The sequence below is a fragment of the Peribacillus sp. FSL E2-0218 genome (assembly GCF_037992945.1).
Lineage (GTDB): Bacteria > Bacillota > Bacilli > Bacillales > DSM-1321 > Peribacillus > Peribacillus simplex_B.
The window spans coordinates 796,135-815,769 of record NZ_CP150304.1 but is presented as its reverse complement, the minus strand read 5'-3'; the positions used below and the strand labels follow the sequence as shown (position 1 = coordinate 815,769).

Below are 19,635 nucleotides of genomic sequence, written 5' to 3'. Positions count from 1 at the left end.
TAAGTTTTTTTCTTAAAAGTTTTATATCTACCAAATTTAAAATGTAAACTAACTGAAACCACTTTCTACAACCACCTATATATAAAGAGTTGTAATTATTGGTTTCAAAAAATATTATAAAATGTGCATTTTATTTAATTACTTTTTAATAATTCATGATATTCTATATGTTGGAAATTACTTAGACGGGAGTGTTGAAATTGTTTAACCAAAGAAAGGTTGAAGATTTATCTTATTCAGAAACGATTGATAAAGTCGTTGATCTTAATGAGCATATTCGCAGTTTTTGGTCTAAGGCACAAGGTTGGGCACCAATTGATGCAGCAAATTTACTCAGTAAGTCAAGATTAGATTGGTTAGTATCTTTAAGTTACTCACTATACAAGTGGGAAGATGATCCCGATGAAGAAGCGAAATATGGTGATTTAATTTTAGCATGGGCCAATCTTGGATCATTAGTTGAAGGAAGTATGAAATTTTTTCTGTCTGTTTACTATAATGACTACAAAGATGACATTAATGCAATAAAGAATTGGGGACAACAAGTTGACCCTGATGGGGCCATGTTTGACGGCCTAAGAAAATTCTTTGAGAAAAGTGTATGGAATGATAGCGAACGACAAGATAAGAATAATTGGCTTAAAGAAATTCAGGGCAAGAGAAACACAATTCATGCTTATAGGGATAGGGAAATTGACGACTTTAATTCTTTCAGAAATCAGGTTAAAAAATATCTTTCATTCCTAATAGACTTATTAGAACAAGTTCCTTATCCTGACGATATTTCTGGACCAGATCTAATAATTAGATAATGATGAATAAAGACCAGGCAATCGAATGCTTGGTCTCTCTTTATCCTTGTATGCCAATCTAATATTATTTAAGAGTTTATGAATAAAAGTTATTCATTTTATACATAGAAAAATCGAGCATAAGATCTAGAACTTACCCCAGTTAAAATTTAAGTATGTACCATCTTTTAATAGTTTAAGCTGTGTACCAACAGAAACGTATTCCCCATCTTGCTTTGTTTCTGCTAATAAAATTTGAGCTCGAGCACCTAGAAAATCTTTATATATCCTTTTAAATTTCTGCTTGTTGCAAGGAATAAGAACTTTCCAGTCTAACCAAAGTTCGTCTATGCTTTCTGATGATAATGCAATAGTTGCTATTTCTGATAACTTTATTTGAATAACCTCCGTAAATTTGTTTGTTTTCATCCTACAGAGGTTATATCCAAGAAATAAAAAGTGTAAAGCATATCCTGAATATGTTTTTAATAAAAAAAGATTGAGCTTATACCCAATCAATAATCATCAGTATTATCCCTTCGTTTCAACAAAAACACTTCACGCTCTAACTTCCCAATTTTGTCTGCAAGGAATGCTATTTCCATTTCACGCTCTGTTGAAGATTGACTATTTAACCGATTGAAATACATATCAAATTTTCCAACCTTTTTACTAAGAAATTCGATATCTTTTTCAAGGTTTTTAGTAAGTTTCTCGTTATAACGAACAGCACCGCCTCCGTCATAATATTTATCATACATATTGTCGAGTAGCTTTATACGTTCTCCGTTGTCCATATTGTTTATTATCTCTATTACTTCATTAGCAGTCACTTTATTAGCCATTTAATAGTTCCTCCCCTATTTTCTTCATTATTGAACGTGATAATTAACCATAACCTTACTATCGATACAGGCATTACAGCTATAGTTAAAAATCAATAATAGAAACCATAAACACGATAATGCTTTTATTCATTTATTTGGCCTGTATGGAACTTCGAAAGAATTCTAATATTATTCTATATCAAACTCTATTAAAATCCAACGTTGGACATTTTTGGGCTAATGAGCGCTATTCTTTTTTATTTCTTTTATGACTTTTTAAAGCTATGTTTCAATTTCCCCTCAAGCTCTTCTAGTTGATATCCAATTACTTTCTTCACTTCTTTAATTGAAGACTCTAATTCTTGATCGCTAATTACTAAAGTCTGACTAATTCTCTTTTCTTGTTCCATTACCCTCTTTGTTAAAGTTCCATATTTATCATCAATTATTTTAAATTTCTCTTGTTGATCATTGATGATCTTTTGCTGTTGCCGAATGAGATTCTTTAAATTTGTAATTTCAGCCATCACATTCGAGACTAGTTGATATACATTAGAAACATCATTCTCATTTTCTTTTATCAGCTGTTCTACCGCATTATGTACCTTCATACCAGGCTCATTCTTTAATTCAATCAACTTATTAAATAAATCAATATCCTTTTCTGAAAACATGAGGCGACCTTGATTGCTTCGCTTAAACTTGTAGTTCTGCTCTTCAAACATTAAATAATACTTCTTTACTGCTGAAGGAGTGACACCTAGCACTTTTGCTACCTCATCAACTTTGTGATAAGCTTCCATCCCTATCATTCCTTTAAATTAATTAACTTTCTAGCCAATTATAGCTCTCTTCTGGAACTTTGATCTTCATGCTTCGAAACTTATTTAATTCTTCATCATGTTTATAGTCCGAGTTATTGCAAATCCTCTCTAGTGATTTATATGCGTATCCCTTTATCTTTTCTTCAGGTACATTAGTCCATCTGCCACTCGAAATAGTATCATCAACAAATTTATTGATTAAAATATTCCATGATTTCTTAGACCATCTTCCAATTGAGAGTTCAGTATAGAATTCATTTGATTCCTCAATCAGTAATTCTCTAAATTTATCAGATGTTAAAGATTCCTTGTAATTACAATTGAAATTTCCCTTATTATTATTTGTCTCAATCTTAATACTCTTATTATTATTTGTTGCTCGTATTTGACATTCATGTGTGCTCTCATTGAGCACTTCTGATTGTTCAAATTGAACACTCCTTGATTCGTCCATATTATAAAGGTCATTATTAGTATGCGATAACCTACCAAGGTAAATTCTATTTGGTTTATTTAGCCCCATTCGTTTTTCTTCAACTAAGTTAAATTTCTTTAATTCAGATTTACATCTTCTAAAAGTTGAATGTGAGAATCCAAGCATTTCTGCCCCATAATCGATGGACATGATTACAAAGTATCTACCTTCATCATCTTTCCAATCCTTTATCATGCTTAATTTTAATTTGTCCAATAGTGTAATATAAAGTAGCTTTGCTTGGGACATCATATCTTTGTACTCTATACCATATATCAATACTTTAGGTGTTTGAACATAAATCAAGTTATCGATTTGCTGTTCAGTGTAATACTTAATCATCTTTTTCCCCTTTTGACACAACAAAAGAAGACATGCTACTATTAGTTAGCAGGGGTCTTAACTCCTGTTTGTATTTTATTTAGAGATGGTAGAGCCGCCAAACTCCATTACCATCTCTTTTATTTATTTTATTATGTGACCGAACATTCGTACATTTTTTATAATTTTAATCCCTTCAATGCTCCGTATTGTTCATGCTTTCGTTCAATATCAGGTCCCCATAAGTTTACATACCTTTTTGTAATAGACATGTCTTGGTGCCCCAACAATGTCATTAGACTAAAAGCATCTATTCCAGCAAGAATCATCCTCTTGGCCATTGTATGACGAAAAGTATGAGGGCTCACTCTTTTATCGATTTTTGCTTCCTTTCCATACTTCGTGAATCTTGTTTGTATACTATGAGATTTCAATTCTTTGTTATCTTGGTTGATAAATAATTTTTGAGTTTCTAAATTACCCCTTATTAAAATATATCTTTTTACTTGCTCCTGGGTTGCTTCAGACAAATAAACAGTTCTTTCAAATAAATTTTTAGTCTTCCTTATGATTATTTTATTTTCCCTTACATCCTCTACCTCAATCCCAGCCAATTCAGACAATCGTACTCCAGTATCTAAAAATACAAGTAAAATTACTTCATCCCTAAATCCTACAAACGTTTTTTGTTTTCGTATTGTCTTTAGTAGCAACTCCAATTCTTTACTATCTAAAGTTTCTATTGTTTTCAATCTGTCTCTTAACAACTTGATGTTTTTCATCGGATTTTTATCAATTAGCTTATTTTTATAAAGATAATTGTAAAATGATCGGAGAGCACGTAACCGAGTATTTATAGTAGTTACTTTTATTAACTTTTTGCTTTCGATAATCAGATTTTCTATATCTTGTTGTTCACATTCTACCAGTTTCTTATTAATAAACTTATTCGCAGCATGAAATTCATTTTTATAATAATCAATTGTTGCTGGTCTTAGATTTCTTAAATAACAATCTTTAAAGAATTTTTCAAATGCTTCTTCATCTGTTACTTTCTTTTTAATGATTTTTAATTCATCCTTTGTCAGGTCAGAACGTCTTGCCATACTCTCCTCCTGTCTAATTCAAGGCACACGATTCGCAGCACACGATTCTTAGTTATTTTTGTCGTGTAAAAGACAAAGAAAAAAGACCTCAACATAATCGTTGAGATCTTGATTCTACTAGCTTTCATGATACCGGTGGCCGGGGTCGAACCGGCACTCCAGAGGAACACGATTTTGAGTCGTGCGCGTCTGCCTATTCCGCCACACCGGCATGATTGTTGGAGGCGGCAACCGGAATCGAACCGGTGGTAAAGGTTTTGCAGACCTCTGCCTTACCGCTTGGCTATGCCGCCAACGTTTTGGAGCGAAAGACGGGATTCGAACCCGCGACCCCAACCTTGGCAAGGTTGTATTCTACCACTGAACTACTTTCGCATATGGCTGGGCTAGAAGGGATCGAACCTTCGCATGACGGAATCAAAATCCGTTGCCTTACCGCTTGGCTATAGCCCATTAACGTTGTTTTCATTATAGTACATTTTAAAGAAAAATGGGGCGACTGATGGGAATCGAACCCACGAATGCCTGAACCACAATCAGGTGCGTTAACCACTTCGCCACAACCGCCATGATAAGATTGAAATTGGCAGGGGTAGTAGGACTCGAACCCACACTGGAGGTTTTGGAGACCTCTGTTCTACCTTTAAACTATACCCCTATAAAGATGGTGGAGGGGGGCAGATTCGAACTGCCGAACCCTAAGGAGCGGATTTACAGTCCGCCGCGTTTAGCCACTTCGCTACCCCTCCGCATATGGATGAAACATGGTGCCGGCAAGAGGACTTGAACCCCCAACCTACTGATTACAAGTCAGTTGCTCTACCAGTTGAGCTACACCGGCACTACTATGGTGGCTCAGGACGGAATCGAACCGCCGACACAAGGATTTTCAGTCCTTTGCTCTACCGACTGAGCTACTGAGCCAAACTTTAAAAATGGCGGTCCCGACGGGAATCGAACCCGCGATCTCCTGCGTGACAGGCAGGCATGTTAACCGCTACACCACGGGACCATAGATTGCGGGGACAGGATTTGAACCTGCGACCTTCGGGTTATGAGCCCGACGAGCTACCGGACTGCTCCACCCCGCGACGGTGATAATGTATCTATTCAAGAATCAAGTTTTCGTGTGAATTGTTTCTGTGGAATGATGACCATCCACTACCTGAAACAACCTGACCTTATGTAAAAATGGTGGAGGATGACGGGATCGAACCGCCGACCCTCTGCTTGTAAGGCAGATGCTCTCCCAGCTGAGCTAATCCTCCAATATGTTGCCGAAATGGTGACCCGTACGGGATTCGAACCCGTGTTACCGCCGTGAAAGGGCGGTGTCTTAACCGCTTGACCAACGGGCCAGGTATAAATGGCGGAGAGCAAGGGATTTGAACCCTTGAGACAGGGTTACCCGTCTACACGATTTCCAATCGTGCTCCTTCGGCCACTCGGACAGCTCTCCATTTATGGCTCCGCAGGTAGGACTCGAACCTACGACCGTTCGGTTAACAGCCGAATGCTCTACCACTGAGCTACTGCGGAACAATATAAGCTTGGCGACGTCCTACTCTCACAGGGGGAGACCCCCAACTACCATCGGCGCTGAAGAGCTTAACTGCCGTGTTCGGAATGGGAACGGGTGTGACCTCTTCGCTATCGTCACCAAACATTGTTTGCATTTTTTTCAAGACATATATTATTATAACGTCTTTTTGAGAAAATGCAAGAAGAAATTTTCATTCCTTCAAAACTAGATAATAAGAAGGTATTTCATTTTTTAAAGCGTTGGTTAAGTCCTCGATCTATTAGTATCAGTCAGCTCCACATGTCGCCACGCTTCCACCTCTGACCTATCAACCTGATCATCTTTCAGGGATCTTACTAGCTTGCGCCATGGGAAATCTCATCTTGAGGGGGGCTTCATGCTTAGATGCTTTCAGCACTTATCCCGTCCGCACGTAGCTACCCAGCTATGCCTTTGGCAAGACAACTGGTACACCAGCGGTGCGTCCATCCCGGTCCTCTCGTACTAAGGACAGCTCCTCTCAAATTTCCTGCGCCCGCGACGGATAGGGACCGAACTGTCTCACGACGTTCTGAACCCAGCTCGCGTACCGCTTTAATGGGCGAACAGCCCAACCCTTGGGACCGACTACAGCCCCAGGATGCGATGAGCCGACATCGAGGTGCCAAACCTCCCCGTCGATGTGGACTCTTGGGGGAGATAAGCCTGTTATCCCCGGGGTAGCTTTTATCCGTTGAGCGATGGCCCTTCCATGCGGAACCACCGGATCACTAAGCCCGACTTTCGTCCCTGCTCGACTTGTAGGTCTCGCAGTCAAGCTCCCTTGTGCCTTTACACTCTACGAATGATTTCCAACCATTCTGAGGGAACCTTTGGGCGCCTCCGTTACTCTTTAGGAGGCGACCGCCCCAGTCAAACTGCCCACCTGACACTGTCTCCCACCCCGATAAGGGGCGCGGGTTAGAATTTCAATACAGCCAGGGTAGTATCCCACCAACGCCTCCACCGAAGCTAGCGCTCCGGCTTCTCAGGCTCCTACCTATCCTGTACAAGCTGTACCAAAATTCAATATCAGGCTGCAGTAAAGCTCCACGGGGTCTTTCCGTCCTGTCGCGGGTAACCTGCATCTTCACAGGTACTATAATTTCACCGAGTCTCTCGTTGAGACAGTGCCCAGATCGTTACACCTTTCGTGCGGGTCGGAACTTACCCGACAAGGAATTTCGCTACCTTAGGACCGTTATAGTTACGGCCGCCGTTTACTGGGGCTTCGGTTCAAAGCTTCGCTTGCGCTAACCTCTCCCCTTAACCTTCCAGCACCGGGCAGGTGTCAGCCCCTATACTTCGCCTTGCGGCTTCGCAGAGACCTGTGTTTTTGCTAAACAGTCGCCTGGGCCTATTCACTGCGGCTTTTCCGGGCTATTCACCCTAAAAAGCACCCCTTCTCCCGAAGTTACGGGGTCATTTTGCCGAGTTCCTTAACGAGAGTTCTCTCGCACACCTTAGGATTCTCTCCTCGCCTACCTGTGTCGGTTTGCGGTACGGGCACCTTACATCTCACTAGAGGCTTTTCTTGGCAGCGTGGAATCAGGAACTTCGGTACTATATTTCCCTCGCCATCACAGCTCCGCCTTAATGGAAACGGGATTTGCCTCGTTTCCGGCCTAACTGCTTGGACGCGCATATCCAACAGCGCGCTTACCCTATCCTTCTGCGTCCCCCCATCGTTCAAACGATGTATAGGTGGTACAGGAATATCAACCTGTTGTCCATCGCCTACGCCTTTCGGCCTCGGCTTAGGTCCCGACTAACCCTGAGCGGACGAGCCTTCCTCAGGAAACCTTAGGCATTCGGTGGAAGGGATTCTCACCCTTCTTTCGCTACTCATACCGGCATTCTCACTTCTAAGCGCTCCACCAGTCCTTCCGGTCTGACTTCAACGCCCTTAGAACGCTCTCCTACCATCGACACCCTACGGTGTCAATCCACAGCTTCGGTGATACGTTTAGCCCCGGTACATTTTCGGCGCGGAGTCACTCGACCAGTGAGCTATTACGCACTCTTTAAATGGTGGCTGCTTCTAAGCCAACATCCTGGTTGTCTAAGCAACTCCACATCCTTTTCCACTTAACGTATACTTTGGGACCTTAGCTGGTGGTCTGGGCTGTTTCCCTTTCGACTACGGATCTTATCACTCGCAGTCTGACTCCCAAGAATAAGTATTTGGCATTCGGAGTTTGACTGAATTCGGTAACCCGTTGGGGGCCCCTAGTCCAATCAGTGCTCTACCTCCAATACTCTCATCTTGAGGCTAGCCCTAAAGCTATTTCGGAGAGAACCAGCTATCTCCAGGTTCGATTGGAATTTCTCCGCTACCCACACCTCATCCCCGCACTTTTCAACGTGCGTGGGTTCGGGCCTCCATTCAGTGTTACCTGAACTTCACCCTGGACATGGGTAGATCACCTGGTTTCGGGTCTACGACCTCATACTCATTCGCCCTATTCAGACTCGCTTTCGCTGCGGCTCCGTCTCATCAACTTAACCTCGCATGAAATCGTAACTCGCCGGTTCATTCTACAAAAGGCACGCCATTACCCATTAACGGGCTTTGACTACTTGTAGGCACACGGTTTCAGGATCTATTTCACTCCCCTTCCGGGGTGCTTTTCACCTTTCCCTCACGGTACTGGTTCACTATCGGTCACTAGGGAGTATTTAGCCTTGGGAGATGGTCCTCCCTGCTTCCGACGGGATTTCTCGTGTCCCGCCGTACTCAGGATCCACTCAGGAGGGAACGAAGTTTCAACTACAGGGTTTTTACCTTCTTTGACGGACCTTTCCAGATCGCTTCATTTACCCCGTTCCTTTGTAACTCCATGTTGAGTGTCCTACAACCCCAAGAGGCAAGCCTCTTGGTTTGGGCTAATTCCGTTTCGCTCGCCGCTACTCAGGAAATCGCGTTTGCTTTCTCTTCCTCCGGGTACTTAGATGTTTCAGTTCCCCGGGTCTGCCTTCAGTACCCTATGTATTCAGGTAAAGATACTGTTCCATTACGAACAGTGGGTTTCCCCATTCGGAAATCTCCGGATCAAAGCTTACTTACAGCTCCCCGAAGCATATCGGTGTTAGTCCCGTCCTTCATCGGCTCCTAGTGCCAAGGCATCCACCGTGCGCCCTTTCTAACTTAACCGTTAAAAAAGTCTTACAGATGCTTTGAAAAAATTAATTGCCTTCTATCTATTATCTAGTTTTCAAGGAACAAAGTGGAGAGAATCCATCACATCGTGATGCCTCTTCCTTCATTGAATGAATTACTCATTCAAAACTGAACAAAACAAAAGCGCACTCGTATTATCCTTAGAAAGGAGGTGATCCAGCCGCACCTTCCGATACGGCTACCTTGTTACGACTTCACCCCAATCATCTGTCCCACCTTAGGCGGCTGGCTCCATGAAGGTTACCTCACCGACTTCGGGTGTTACAAACTCTCGTGGTGTGACGGGCGGTGTGTACAAGGCCCGGGAACGTATTCACCGCGGCATGCTGATCCGCGATTACTAGCGATTCCGGCTTCATGCAGGCGAGTTGCAGCCTGCAATCCGAACTGAGAATGGCTTTATGGGATTCGCTTACCTTCGCAGGTTTGCAGCCCTTTGTACCATCCATTGTAGCACGTGTGTAGCCCAGGTCATAAGGGGCATGATGATTTGACGTCATCCCCACCTTCCTCCGGTTTGTCACCGGCAGTCACCTTAGAGTGCCCAACTGAATGCTGGCAACTAAGATCAAGGGTTGCGCTCGTTGCGGGACTTAACCCAACATCTCACGACACGAGCTGACGACAACCATGCACCACCTGTCACTCTGTCCCCCGAAGGGGAACGCCCTATCTCTAGGGTTGTCAGAGGATGTCAAGACCTGGTAAGGTTCTTCGCGTTGCTTCGAATTAAACCACATGCTCCACCGCTTGTGCGGGCCCCCGTCAATTCCTTTGAGTTTCAGCCTTGCGGCCGTACTCCCCAGGCGGAGTGCTTAATGCGTTAGCTGCAGCACTAAAGGGCGGAAACCCTCTAACACTTAGCACTCATCGTTTACGGCGTGGACTACCAGGGTATCTAATCCTGTTTGCTCCCCACGCTTTCGCGCCTCAGTGTCAGTTACAGACCAGAAAGTCGCCTTCGCCACTGGTGTTCCTCCAAATCTCTACGCATTTCACCGCTACACTTGGAATTCCACTTTCCTCTTCTGCACTCAAGTTCCCCAGTTTCCAATGACCCTCCACGGTTGAGCCGTGGGCTTTCACATCAGACTTAAGGAACCACCTGCGCGCGCTTTACGCCCAATAATTCCGGACAACGCTTGCCACCTACGTATTACCGCGGCTGCTGGCACGTAGTTAGCCGTGGCTTTCTGGTTAGGTACCGTCAAGGTACCAGCAGTTACTCTGGTACTTGTTCTTCCCTAACAACAGAACTTTACGACCCGAAGGCCTTCTTCGTTCACGCGGCGTTGCTCCGTCAGACTTTCGTCCATTGCGGAAGATTCCCTACTGCTGCCTCCCGTAGGAGTCTGGGCCGTGTCTCAGTCCCAGTGTGGCCGATCACCCTCTCAGGTCGGCTACGCATCGTCGCCTTGGTGAGCCATTACCTCACCAACTAGCTAATGCGCCGCGGGCCCATCTATAAGTGACAGCGTAAACCGTCTTTCCATCTTCCTTCATGCGAAGGAAGAACGTATCCGGTATTAGCTCCGGTTTCCCGAAGTTATCCCAGTCTTATAGGCAGGTTGCCCACGTGTTACTCACCCGTCCGCCGCTAATCTCAGGGAGCAAGCTCCCGTCGATTCGCTCGACTTGCATGTATTAGGCACGCCGCCAGCGTTCGTCCTGAGCCAGGATCAAACTCTCCGAAGAAATGTTTGACTTGCTCATTTGCTTTTTTGATAGTGTGTGCTCACTTAAAATTTAACGTTGGCGCTTTGTTTTGTTCAGTTTTCAAAGAGCAATTTCGCTGTCGTTTACTCCGTAAGCGACTTTTACATCTTATCATGTCTTCAACCGAGTTGTCAACATGTTTTTTTATTTTCTTTGTTTTGATGAAGCTGCGAAAGCTGATGTCCCGCAGCGACATGTATTAATATATCACCTATATTATTATTGGTCAATAATAAAAATCAATTTTTTAAAAGTTTTTTTAAACGGAATAATATCGATGATAAACCTCGTGCCCTTTCGTCTCTACTTTGATCACATCGATCACCTTTTTCTCTATCAAATATTCTATTAAAACGCCTAAATCGACTGAGTAATATTTAAGTTCCGGATGGTCCATGAGCTCCGCGATCGTCCACGCTTCCTCTTTCGTCCCCATTATTTCAACCAAATGCTGTGAACCTGCATTCGTCCTCGAATAAATAAGGAATTCACTCGCAAGGAAAAGGAGTTCCAATCTTTTTTCAAGCGTTTCTTCACTGCTGATCAATTCTTTATAGAGCTTGTATATTTCAGGTTCCATATGCTTCACTTGATTCCAGACAGTTACCTCCGGATAAAAACCTTGTTCGATTATCTCCAAGCGCGCCAAGTGATGCAGAGAGTGGACAATATGATTATATGCATCAAGGTAATGCCCTTTTTCGAAGAAACTTTTCCCGTCCATATACCTGCGTATCAGCTTCCCGAACTCCATCCCCATTTTTAACTTCCTTCCATAGAAGGGGAATTCCCTGATTTCGGTTTTCAAACGGTCCAAATATTCATTCCGGTCATAAAGGATTCTCCCATTATAGATCCAATCAACCACTTTGCGATTGGTCCCTAACAAAAGCCATTCCTGCAACTGATCTTCCTTTACGATATGCAAAGCAGCCTTTTTATCCTTGTAAGTGTAATGCTTTAAAAACACGGCCTCTTCAGCTTCATCTGCAATGACAAAAAGGATGTAGTCAAATGTATCGGTAATCGGGCTATTATCTTCTTTCTTTTCTATCAACAAGATCCCAAGTGTAGATTTTAAGCTTGCTCGCTCTTGATAAATCGGGCGAAGGATATCTTCCATCATTAAATTCCTCCAAAACCTTTTTTTTTAAACGTTCGACAAAACTCTTCAAAATCCTGCTTACATCACTGACCAGAACGCCAATCAGTTAAAAGTAATATGTATCCTTTATTTCTTTTTTGTTCCATCCTTAGTTTATGTTATAGTTAAAGTTATATTTTAGGAGGGAAATTCCATGGCTAAATATTCTAGCAAAATCAATAAAATCCGTACATTTGCTTTAAGTTTGATTTTCATCGGCTTTATCGTGATGTATCTTGGACTTTTCTTCAAAACTCATCCTATTGTCATGACGCTTTTCATGGGGCTTGGCCTTTTATTCATAATCGCAAGCACCGGGGTTTATTTTTGGATAGGGATGCTCTCCACCAAAACGATACAGGTGGTCTGCCCTAACTGCGGCAAGCCGACAAAAATATTGGGGCGGGTAGACATTTGCATGCATTGCGAAGAACCGTTGACCCTCGACAAGAAGCTTGAAGGCGAAGAATTCAACGAGAAATATAATCGCAAAAGCCTGCAAGACTGAATGGCATCCTTCCTTCATAACAAGAAAAAAAGTTCCAACCAAGTGGAGGAACTTTTTTTTAATGGCTTTCTTTTTTCGCACAATCCGAACAGTCACCGTAGATTTCCATCCGATGGTGGCTGACATTGAAACCAGTCACCTGTGCTGCGAAATGTTCGACCTCATCCAATGCGGGATAATCGAAATCCACTATCTTTCCGCAAGTTTGGCAGATTACATGATAATGATTCGTGGTTACGAAGTCAAACCTTGCTGACGAATCACCGTAAGTAAGTTCTTTAACCAAGCCGACCTCTCGGAAAACGCGGAGGTTGTTGTAAACCGTCGCCACGCTCATATTAGGAAATTTGCTTTCCAGTGCTTTATATATATCATCAGCTGTAGGGTGTGACATGGAGTTTATCAAATACTCAAGAATCGCATGGCGCTGAGGAGTTATTCTTACACCGGTATCTTTTAATGAATCCAACGCTTCTTTCAACTGAACTTCAGACACCGTCATCCACCTCGTTTTCTAATTAAGTATGAATTCTTAGATTGTAATATTTATAAATAGTGTACCTTCTATCCGTTGATTTTGTCAATATTTCTATGACTTCCCGTTCTTTTTTAGTTTATTCGTCACCTCTTTGAATCTTTCCCATTTTCAAATGGTTTTAGTATCCCTTTGATAAATCGATTACGTTAATGAAGTCTTTTCCAGCTTTCGAATATTCAAGCATGTTTTGTTCGAATATCGCAAAGGTCCTTGGTAAATATTCTCCGCTTTTACTCGAAAGGTGAGGTGTTACCGTTACATTCTCCATGCTCCAAAACGGATGTCCGTTCCTTAAAGGCTCCGGATCGAATACATCCAGGATGGCATGTGCCAGTTCCCCGCTTTCGAGAGCCTTTTGCAATACATCAGCCTTAACCAAGTCGCCGCGGCCAATGTTGACGAAAACGGCCGAGTCTTTCATCGCAATAAAGTGCTCCATTTGCAAAAGATGCTTCGTCTCAGCCGTACTCGGTAACACGGACACGATATAATCCGCTCTTGATATGACCTCCAACAAACAGTCAAGGGTATACATGCGGTCGATGCATTCCACTGGTTTCCCACTCCGGTTCATGCCCAGCGTCGTCATCCTGAAGGCCTTGCCCAGACGGGCCACTTCCCCTCCAATCGCACCAGTACCGATGACGAGCATCGTTTTGCCATTCAGCTCCCCCACCTCGATTTTCCTGTCCCAGCGCTCTTCCCTTTCATTTTTCATGAGCAGCTTTAATTTCTTTTCATATTGTAAAAGCATCCCTATTGTATACTCAGCCATTGGTATTTTATGAATGCCTCTTGCGTTGGTCACCATAATCCCGCGTTTCTCAATCGCTTTAAAAGGCAGCAATTCCATTCCTGCGCTCATGACCATGATCCATTTCAGGTTTTTCGCCTTACCGATGATTTCTTCCGTTAAATCCTCGCCATATGTAATAAAGACTTCCGCTTCACTAAGCGGCCCATCCGCCCATCCTGCATGATAGACGAAGGTCGAATCCGGAAAACCTTCCTTCATCCTCGTTTGGATGCCTTCATCCGGAATGATCGTTGAAAGTATTAACATGTGTTTATCTCTCCCTTTTTATTGACATAAAAAAACACGGGCTCTGTATGTCCCGCGCAACTTTCTCTGAGGAGGTATTCCCTTAATAAAGCATATTCAGGTGTCCCCTTTTTGAGTTGGACAAAAGCCTTACCCTTGTTAAAAAAGGCGCTATTTCATTCAATTAGAATTTAAATCGAGGAGCTCCGGCAAAACGAAAAGACCATCCCTCCTGATCAGGACGTCATCAAAATAAATGTCCCCGCCGCCATATTCAGATCGCTGGATCAAAACCATATCCCAATGAATCGATGAACGGTTTCCATTATCAGCCTCATTATAGGCCGCACCCAATGCCAGGTGCAGACTGCCGCTTATTTTCTCATCGAACAAAATATCGCCCATGGGCTTCACTATGTAAGGATTGATGCCAATGCCGAACTCGCCGATGAAACGAGACCCTTCATCCATATTCAGTATCTCGTTCATTTCAATCATGTGTTTGGAAACGGCTTTAATGACTTCTCCCTTTTCCAATGTTAATTCTACATCACCGAAAGGAGTTCCTTCATAGGTGGCGGGGGCATTGAAGGCTATCGTCCCATTGACGCTTTCCCTCAGCGGAGCCGTAAACACCTCGCCGTCAGGCAGGTTCTTTTTACCAGCACAGATGATTGCCGGCATCCCTTTGATTGAAAAGGACAAATCAGTCCCTGGTGAAATGATCCTGACCTTGTCGGTTCGTTCCATCAATTGCTTTAACGGTTTAAGTGCCGCCTCCATTTTCACGTAATCGATAGTACATACGTTTAAAAGGAAATCTTCATACTCATCAAAGCTCATCCCGGCTTTTTGCGCTGATATGCTGGTCGGATAATTAAGCAAGACCCAACGTCGATTGTTGACATAAAAAAGCGTAGCAGCATGCATCATCTCCCCTTGAAGACGATGCATCTCAACGGGGACATCTGTCATTTCCATTTTATCTTCATCACCGGTCATGATGATGAGCGCATCAATATCAGTATATTTTTTCATAGCCCATTGCGCTGAGGTGGCAAGCTGTTCCTTTACATTCCCTCGTAACAGGTGACGATTTATTTCATCGTCCTCCAGTTCTATATATGGAAAGGCCCCAACTCGGTAAGCTTCAACGATCAGCTCTTTAATCAGTGGCTTCGTGCTGATATGGCCCTTTATCAGGACTCTCTCTTTTGGCTTCAATCGTATTGAATGATGAATCAACTTGGCGGCGAGCTCCCTATGTCGCTCAGCCTTATTTTTGGAGTTCACGAAGAGTTTCAAGAGCGTCTTCAACATGGCCTTTGACTTTTACTTTGCGCCATTCTTTGACGATCATGCCTTCCTTGTCAATCAGGAAGGTAGAACGCTCAATGCCCATATATTCCTTGCCAAAGTTCTTTTTCAATTGCCACACATCGAATGCTTCGGCAGCTTGATGACTTTCATCAGCCAGCAAAAGGAAAGGCAATCCATGTTTTTCAATGAACTTTTCATGACGCGCGGCTGGATCCGGGCTGATGCCAATGATGACAGCATCCAATTCCTCAAAGTGTTCATTGTGATCCCGAAAATCACAGGCCTCCGTCGTGCAACCCGGGGTCATATCTTTAGGGTAAAAATATAAAACAACATATTTGCCCTTGAACTGCGAAAGGGAAACCATTTCACCGTTGTTAGCAGGTAAATGAAAATCAGGTGCTTTTTCTCCAATTTTAACAGTCATTTAGAACCCTCCATTTTCTTCATTATGGTAAGGGTACCCAATAATCGAAAGAAACACAACTTTCATTTATCCTTCCTATCCTTCTGGTCCAGGTCGATTACCGTCCGAATCACGAATGCCGCCGGAAGCGTGTATCCGATGAATGCCTGTATTGTCGCTATCATCCGTCCCATGCCTATAGGGGCTATATCGCCATATCCTACAGAAAACATCGTCATCGCACTGAAATAAAAAGAAGTTTTCAGTTGTTCATAAAAAGTGCCATCCAATCGGTTGCCCATATCAAGAATCACTGAGTGATTCTGAAGCTCGTATAATAAATAAATCAGTGCAAAACCGACCAATATCGTCGCATATAAATTGCCGAGCCAAAGCATGTCTTCAAGAGAAAACTTTTTCCCTCCCGACTCAACAAGAAATAACGTCCGAATGCTCATCACCATGCAAAAAATGATTCCAGCAATCAAGATGTAGAAAGTCATCCCCCACGCCCCATTTCAAAACGCCCACTTCCTTATACATACTCCCTGTCCAATCAATATATTCTATTTTGGAAAGACTTCAGCCTTGCCATAAACCACTTGTCATGGGCATGTTTACGAAACTTTTGCTTGTTGACCCTTTTGGTCGGATATGTTAAGATTGTCTAAATTTTTATAATAGTTTCTATTTTATAAATTTTTAATTTATCGAATTTCATATGTGGAAACAGGTTCCTAATGTTCATTAGGATTAAAAGGGAAGTCCGGTGTAATCCCGGCACGGTCCCGCCACTGTAATGGGAATGTTAGCGCCACCCGATATGCCACTGATCCTAAGGATTGGGAAGGCTTGCCGCTAATAATATGCCCTAAGTCAGGAGACCTGCCTGTTTCAACAACACTGTTTTAACCTACGGGAGATAGGGAGGTGTTAGGAACCTTTCATGTAAGTGGCAATTCGCTTGACACTTTATTTTAAGCATTTCTAACTTTCTCTTTTTGACTGTTAGGGGTGCTTTTTTTGTTGGATATCAATCAAATTCAAAGAATGTAGGAGGATGGAAATTTTGAAAAGTAGTAATCTGGGATACCCCCGCATCGGGGAAGATCGTGAATGGAAACGCACATTAGAAGCTTACTGGTCAGGAAAAATCGAAGAAACGGAATTCACATCGCAACTGGAAGCGATCCGGTTGGGCAACCTGCGAAAGCAAAAAGAGCTAGGCGTTGATATCATTCCTGTCAATGACTTTACTTTGTATGACCAAATGCTCGATACTTCCGTGATGTTCGGTCTTGTTCCCGAACGTTATTCCTCTTATGAAGGAGGAAGTGTCCCCCTTTCCGTTTATTATTCAATGGCCCGCGGTAACAAGGACGAAGTCGCATCCGAGATGACGAAATGGTTCAATACGAATTATCACTATATCGTCCCGGAATTAAAACGCTCCCAGCTGACTTTAACAGAAAATAAGCCGCTTGCTGCATATCGGGAAGCCAAGGAGAAGCTGGGGATTGAAACGAAGCCGGTGCTTATCGGACCGTATACCTTCATCTCCCTTTCCAAAGGCTTCAATAAAGAAGATATCCCTGGCATCATCCTGAGCCTGCTCCCCCTCTATACACAAATATTGCAGGAGTTGGAGCAAGAAGGTGTGCAGTGGATTCAGTTAGATGAGCCTTCCCTTGTTTCATCGATATCCAAAGATGATATGGAAACTGTTACATACCTCTATGAAAAACTGAATGAAGCGGCACCTCACCTGAACATCATGCTCCAAACATACTTTGATGCCGTTGAACACTATGAAGCGGTCACTCAATTGAAAGTTCAGGGAATCGGGCTCGATTTTGTTCATGATAAAGGAAGAAATGTCAGCAATCTTGAAACATTCGGCTTCCCGGCAGACAAAGTGCTTGGTGCAGGCGTGATTGACGGAAAAAACATTTGGCTTTCCGATTTATCGAGCAAGCTTCAATTAATCGAGACGATCAAGAACAAAGTGGCAGAAGATAAAATCTGGCTCCAACCCTCTTGTTCCCTGCTTCATGTTCCAGTGACCGTTCGCAATGAAAACGCGCTTGCTAAAGAAGTGAAGGAGGCACTTGCCTTCGCCGATGAGAAGCTAGAAGAAATCACTACCCTTGTCAAAGGCAGCAATCTAGGTTTGGAGGCAATCGTAAAGAAAGTGGATGCGAATAAATTGGCGATCCAAACGTTAGCCAGTTCCCAGGCCCGGAATCATAAAGCAGTACAAGCCGATGTAGAAAAGGTTAAATCCAAGACCTCGGGACGTCAGCTGGCATTTAAAGAGCGTTACCAAAAACAACGTGAATTTTTCAAGTTGCCTTTTCTTCCTTCTACAACGATCGGCAGCTTCCCCCAAACATTTGAAGTGAAACAAGCACGCAGTAAATTTAAAAGAGGAGAATGGACTGCTGCCCAATATGAAACATTCATAAATGATGAGATTGCCAGGTGGATCGATATTCAAGAAGAAATCGGCCTAGATGTTCTCGTTCACGGAGAATTTGAACGGACGGATATGGTTGAATATTTCGGCCATAAGCTGGGGGGATTCGTCTTTCTGGAAAAAGGGTGGGTTCAATCCTACGGTTCTCGCTGCGTCAAGCCCCCCGTCATTTACGGCGACGTTCATTTCATCAAGCCGATGACAGTCAGGGAAAGCGTCCATGCTCAATCACTGACAAAGAAAACGGTAAAGGGAATGCTCACAGGTCCTGTAACGATTTTGAACTGGTCATTTGTCCGTGATGATATTTCAAGGGAGAATGTTTGCTATCAGCTTGCCCTTGCCTTGGATAAAGAGGTACTTGCCTTGGAAGCGGCAGGAATCAAGATGATCCAAGTGGATGAGCCTGCACTTAGAGAAGGACTTCCATTGAAGAAAAGCGACCGGGAAGAGTATTTGAACTGGGCGGTGAATTCGTTCCTGATTTCCACATCGAGCGTGGAAGATACAACGCAAATCCATACGCATATGTGCTATTGTGACTTCAACAGTTTCATGGATGTCATCTCTTCCCTCGATGCCGATGTCATTTCCATCGAAACATCCCGCAGCCACGGGGAGCTTGCCTCCGCATTCGAGGAAAAGACATACGAAAAAGGAATTGGCCTAGGGGTATATGATATTCATAGTCCTCGAGTCCCGGCTGTGAAGGAAATGGTCGACATGATTGAACGAGGCATCAAGGTATTGGATAAAGACCAGTTTTGGATCAATCCTGACTGCGGCCTGAAAACGAGGGGCGTCCCTGAAACGGTTTCTTCCCTTAAAAATATGGTCGAGGCAGCCAAAATCGTACGGGAAAAGCTATTGGCCCAAACAACCGGCAAATGATCGAAAACGACGTAGAGATAGCAGCAGGCCAACCCACACAGCAGTCAAGGACCTTTTTAACTGACCTTGTTTTCCCGCCTGACACAAATCATCACAATACCATTTTTGGCGGGAAAGTAATGGCCTATGTCGATAAAATCGCCTGCATTTCGGCTATGCGCCATTGTCGAAAGCCAGTCGTGACAGCATCAAGCGACTCTTTTGATTTTTTGGCCCCCATCAAGACAGGAGATGCGATTAACCTAGAGGCTTATGTCACATGTGCCCACCGCACTTCCATGGAGGTATTCGTGAAGGTGGAGCGAGAAAACTTATTAACAGGTGAAAAGCAGCTTACGGCACGCGCCTTTTTAACGATGCTTGCCATTGATGAAGATGGTAAGCCGACCGAAGTTCCAATGGTAATACCGGAAACGGAAATGGAAAAACAGCAGTATGCCGAAGCCCAGGCAAGATATATAGAAAGAAAGAATAAGCGTAAATAAACAAAAAGAAATCCCTTCAACCT

The 19,635-nt window shown here is 43.3% G+C and carries 15 protein-coding genes, 15 tRNA genes, 3 rRNA genes and 1 riboswitch; of the genes, 4 read left to right on the top strand and 29 right to left on the bottom strand.

The genetic code is table 11. The annotated features are described in order from the left end of the window. The first annotated feature begins 200 nt into the window (after window positions 1-200). Window positions 201-812: a hypothetical protein gene (locus MHI53_RS03980; protein ID WP_340372803.1), complete on the top strand. Its 612-nt coding sequence runs from the start codon at window positions 201-203 to the stop codon at window positions 810-812. A 126-nt stretch (window positions 813-938) separates the two neighbouring features. Here the strand turns inward: MHI53_RS03980 and MHI53_RS03975 are convergent, their stop codons facing one another. The 24 genes from MHI53_RS03975 to MHI53_RS03860 all read right to left on the bottom strand — a co-directional run bounded on the left by MHI53_RS03975 (window position 939) and on the right by MHI53_RS03860 (window position 11,925). Then, on the bottom strand, window positions 939-1,220 hold the full coding sequence (locus tag MHI53_RS03975) for a hypothetical protein (RefSeq protein WP_340372802.1): 282 nt from the start codon (window positions 1,218-1,220) through the stop codon (window positions 939-941). A gap of 86 nt (window positions 1,221-1,306) precedes the next feature. Then, window positions 1,307-1,636: a hypothetical protein gene (locus tag MHI53_RS03970; RefSeq protein WP_340372801.1), complete on the bottom strand. Its 330-nt coding sequence runs from the start codon at window positions 1,634-1,636 to the stop codon at window positions 1,307-1,309. Window positions 1,637-1,884: 248 nt separating this feature from the next. After that, window positions 1,885-2,421, bottom strand: coding sequence for a hypothetical protein (locus MHI53_RS03965; protein WP_340372800.1), 537 nt, complete (start codon window positions 2,419-2,421; stop codon window positions 1,885-1,887). A 22-nt stretch (window positions 2,422-2,443) separates the two neighbouring features. Continuing rightward, a complete protein-coding gene (locus MHI53_RS03960) occupies window positions 2,444-3,259 on the bottom strand; it encodes a replication initiator protein A (protein WP_340372799.1) in 816 nt (271 codons plus the stop codon). 158 nt (window positions 3,260-3,417) lie between these two features. Continuing rightward, window positions 3,418-4,344, bottom strand: a complete 927-nt coding sequence (locus tag MHI53_RS03955) for a tyrosine-type recombinase/integrase (RefSeq protein ID WP_340372798.1) — start codon at window positions 4,342-4,344, stop codon at window positions 3,418-3,420. 130 nt (window positions 4,345-4,474) lie between these two features. After that, window positions 4,475-4,555 (bottom strand) — tRNA-Leu (locus tag MHI53_RS03950). A gap of 8 nt (window positions 4,556-4,563) precedes the next feature. Beyond that, window positions 4,564-4,637 (bottom strand) — tRNA-Cys (locus MHI53_RS03945). A gap of 7 nt (window positions 4,638-4,644) precedes the next feature. Then, a tRNA-Gly gene (locus tag MHI53_RS03940) sits at window positions 4,645-4,719 on the bottom strand. A gap of 3 nt (window positions 4,720-4,722) precedes the next feature. Further along, window positions 4,723-4,797, bottom strand: a tRNA-Gln gene (locus MHI53_RS03935). A gap of 38 nt (window positions 4,798-4,835) precedes the next feature. Continuing rightward, a tRNA-His gene (locus MHI53_RS03930) sits at window positions 4,836-4,911 on the bottom strand. A 17-nt stretch (window positions 4,912-4,928) separates the two neighbouring features. Further along, window positions 4,929-5,002 (bottom strand) — tRNA-Trp (locus MHI53_RS03925). A gap of 7 nt (window positions 5,003-5,009) precedes the next feature. Next, window positions 5,010-5,093 (bottom strand) — tRNA-Tyr (locus tag MHI53_RS03920). Window positions 5,094-5,109: 16 nt separating this feature from the next. Then, a tRNA-Thr gene (locus MHI53_RS03915) sits at window positions 5,110-5,185 on the bottom strand. A 7-nt stretch (window positions 5,186-5,192) separates the two neighbouring features. Beyond that, window positions 5,193-5,268: transfer RNA gene (locus MHI53_RS03910), tRNA-Phe, on the bottom strand. A 12-nt stretch (window positions 5,269-5,280) separates the two neighbouring features. Further along, window positions 5,281-5,356 (bottom strand) — tRNA-Asp (locus MHI53_RS03905). A 5-nt stretch (window positions 5,357-5,361) separates the two neighbouring features. Further along, a tRNA-Met gene (locus MHI53_RS03900) sits at window positions 5,362-5,435 on the bottom strand. A gap of 101 nt (window positions 5,436-5,536) precedes the next feature. After that, window positions 5,537-5,612: transfer RNA gene (locus MHI53_RS03895), tRNA-Val, on the bottom strand. Window positions 5,613-5,627: 15 nt separating this feature from the next. Beyond that, window positions 5,628-5,702, bottom strand: a tRNA-Glu gene (locus MHI53_RS03890). Between the two features lie 9 nt (window positions 5,703-5,711). Beyond that, window positions 5,712-5,803, bottom strand: a tRNA-Ser gene (locus MHI53_RS03885). Between the two features lie 5 nt (window positions 5,804-5,808). Beyond that, window positions 5,809-5,883 (bottom strand) — tRNA-Asn (locus MHI53_RS03880). A 9-nt stretch (window positions 5,884-5,892) separates the two neighbouring features. After that, a 5S ribosomal RNA gene (gene rrf / locus MHI53_RS03875) occupies window positions 5,893-6,008 on the bottom strand. A gap of 118 nt (window positions 6,009-6,126) precedes the next feature. Beyond that, window positions 6,127-9,059 (bottom strand): 23S ribosomal RNA (locus MHI53_RS03870). 171 nt (window positions 9,060-9,230) lie between these two features. Next, a 16S ribosomal RNA gene (locus MHI53_RS03865) occupies window positions 9,231-10,781 on the bottom strand. Together the 16S, 23S and 5S rRNA genes with 15 tRNA genes alongside form the textbook arrangement of a ribosomal RNA operon. Before the next feature lie 280 nt (window positions 10,782-11,061). Next, on the bottom strand, window positions 11,062-11,925 hold the full coding sequence (locus MHI53_RS03860) for a nucleotidyltransferase-like protein (RefSeq protein ID WP_061143850.1): 864 nt from the start codon (window positions 11,923-11,925) through the stop codon (window positions 11,062-11,064). Window positions 11,926-12,100: 175 nt separating this feature from the next. Here MHI53_RS03860 and MHI53_RS03855 point away from each other — a divergent pair, with 175 nt between their 5' ends. Beyond that, window positions 12,101-12,454 (top strand): YgzB family protein, encoded by a 354-nt coding sequence (locus MHI53_RS03855; protein ID WP_061143847.1) that lies wholly within the window; start codon window positions 12,101-12,103, stop codon window positions 12,452-12,454. Between the two features lie 58 nt (window positions 12,455-12,512). Here MHI53_RS03855 and perR read toward each other — a convergent pair whose 3' ends face one another. The 5 genes from perR to MHI53_RS03830 all read right to left on the bottom strand — a co-directional run bounded on the left by perR (window position 12,513) and on the right by MHI53_RS03830 (window position 16,263). Continuing rightward, window positions 12,513-12,950, bottom strand: coding sequence for a peroxide-responsive transcriptional repressor PerR (perR, locus tag MHI53_RS03850; protein ID WP_198512523.1), 438 nt, complete (start codon window positions 12,948-12,950; stop codon window positions 12,513-12,515). A gap of 160 nt (window positions 12,951-13,110) precedes the next feature. After that, window positions 13,111-14,055: a D-2-hydroxyacid dehydrogenase gene (locus MHI53_RS03845; RefSeq protein WP_340372797.1), complete on the bottom strand. Its 945-nt coding sequence runs from the start codon at window positions 14,053-14,055 to the stop codon at window positions 13,111-13,113. A gap of 159 nt (window positions 14,056-14,214) precedes the next feature. Next, window positions 14,215-15,354: an aminopeptidase gene (locus MHI53_RS03840; protein ID WP_340372796.1), complete on the bottom strand. Its 1,140-nt coding sequence runs from the start codon at window positions 15,352-15,354 to the stop codon at window positions 14,215-14,217. Next, window positions 15,311-15,781 carry a thioredoxin-dependent thiol peroxidase gene (gene bcp / locus MHI53_RS03835; RefSeq protein WP_061143849.1) on the bottom strand — a complete coding sequence of 157 codons (471 nt, stop codon included), beginning with the start codon at window positions 15,779-15,781 and terminating at the stop codon, window positions 15,311-15,313. Before bcp ends, MHI53_RS03840 begins: the two co-directional genes overlap by 44 nt. Window positions 15,782-15,843: 62 nt before the next feature. Continuing rightward, the gene (locus tag MHI53_RS03830; RefSeq protein WP_057915680.1) at window positions 15,844-16,263 is read right to left on the bottom strand and encodes a potassium channel family protein; all 420 of its coding nucleotides are present in this window, start codon (window positions 16,261-16,263) and stop codon (window positions 15,844-15,846) included. A gap of 211 nt (window positions 16,264-16,474) precedes the next feature. Next, window positions 16,475-16,668: riboswitch (cobalamin riboswitch) on the top strand. Window positions 16,669-16,820: 152 nt separating this feature from the next. On the opposite strand from MHI53_RS03830, the gene metE reads away from it, so the two are divergent. Both metE and MHI53_RS03820 read left to right on the top strand, forming a co-directional pair. Next, on the top strand, window positions 16,821-19,127 hold the full coding sequence (gene metE, locus MHI53_RS03825; RefSeq protein WP_340372795.1) for a 5-methyltetrahydropteroyltriglutamate--homocysteine S-methyltransferase: 2,307 nt from the start codon (window positions 16,821-16,823) through the stop codon (window positions 19,125-19,127). Continuing rightward, the gene (locus MHI53_RS03820; protein WP_061143843.1) at window positions 19,124-19,612 is read left to right on the top strand and encodes an acyl-CoA thioesterase; all 489 of its coding nucleotides are present in this window, start codon (window positions 19,124-19,126) and stop codon (window positions 19,610-19,612) included. Before metE ends, MHI53_RS03820 begins: the two co-directional genes overlap by 4 nt. Window positions 19,613-19,635: the final 23 nt, after the last annotated feature.